This window comes from Jeotgalibacillus haloalkalitolerans (genome assembly GCF_034427455.1).
Lineage (GTDB): Bacteria > Bacillota > Bacilli > Bacillales > Jeotgalibacillaceae > Jeotgalibacillus > Jeotgalibacillus haloalkalitolerans.
This window is the reverse complement of sequence record NZ_JAXQNN010000018.1, coordinates 1-362: the sequence shown is the minus strand read 5'-3', so window position 1 is coordinate 362 and position 362 is coordinate 1. Positions and strand designations below refer to the sequence as shown.

General features: G+C 41.4%; 1 rRNA gene. It reads left to right on the top strand.

The annotated features are described in order from the left end of the window. Positions 1–54 (top strand): 16S ribosomal RNA (locus tag UFB30_RS16545); the annotation flags it as partial. Between the last annotated feature and the right edge of the window lie 308 nt (positions 55–362).

Here is a 362-nt window from a genome sequence, read left to right as displayed (position 1 = left end):
GTGAAGTCGTAACAAGGTAGCCGTATCGGAAGGTGCGGCTGGATCACCTCCTTTCTAAGGATATGTGACTGACTCTTTGGGTCAGATCACAACGATTGTTGACTGTTTGGTTGTTTAGTTTTGAAGGGTCAAACCTTCAAAACACTGATTTTCTTCTTGTCTCATCTATATAAGAGAGTTATGAGAAGAAAACAGCTCGTTCCTTGAAAACTGGATAACGACATCAAAGTAAGAAAAGATAACCGAGAATCGCCATCTTAGGGTTTTCTAACGAAAACTAATAAGAAGTACCTTTTTTAACTAGGTTAAGTTAATAAGGGCGCACGGTGGATGCCTTGGCACTAGGAGCCGATGAAGGACGG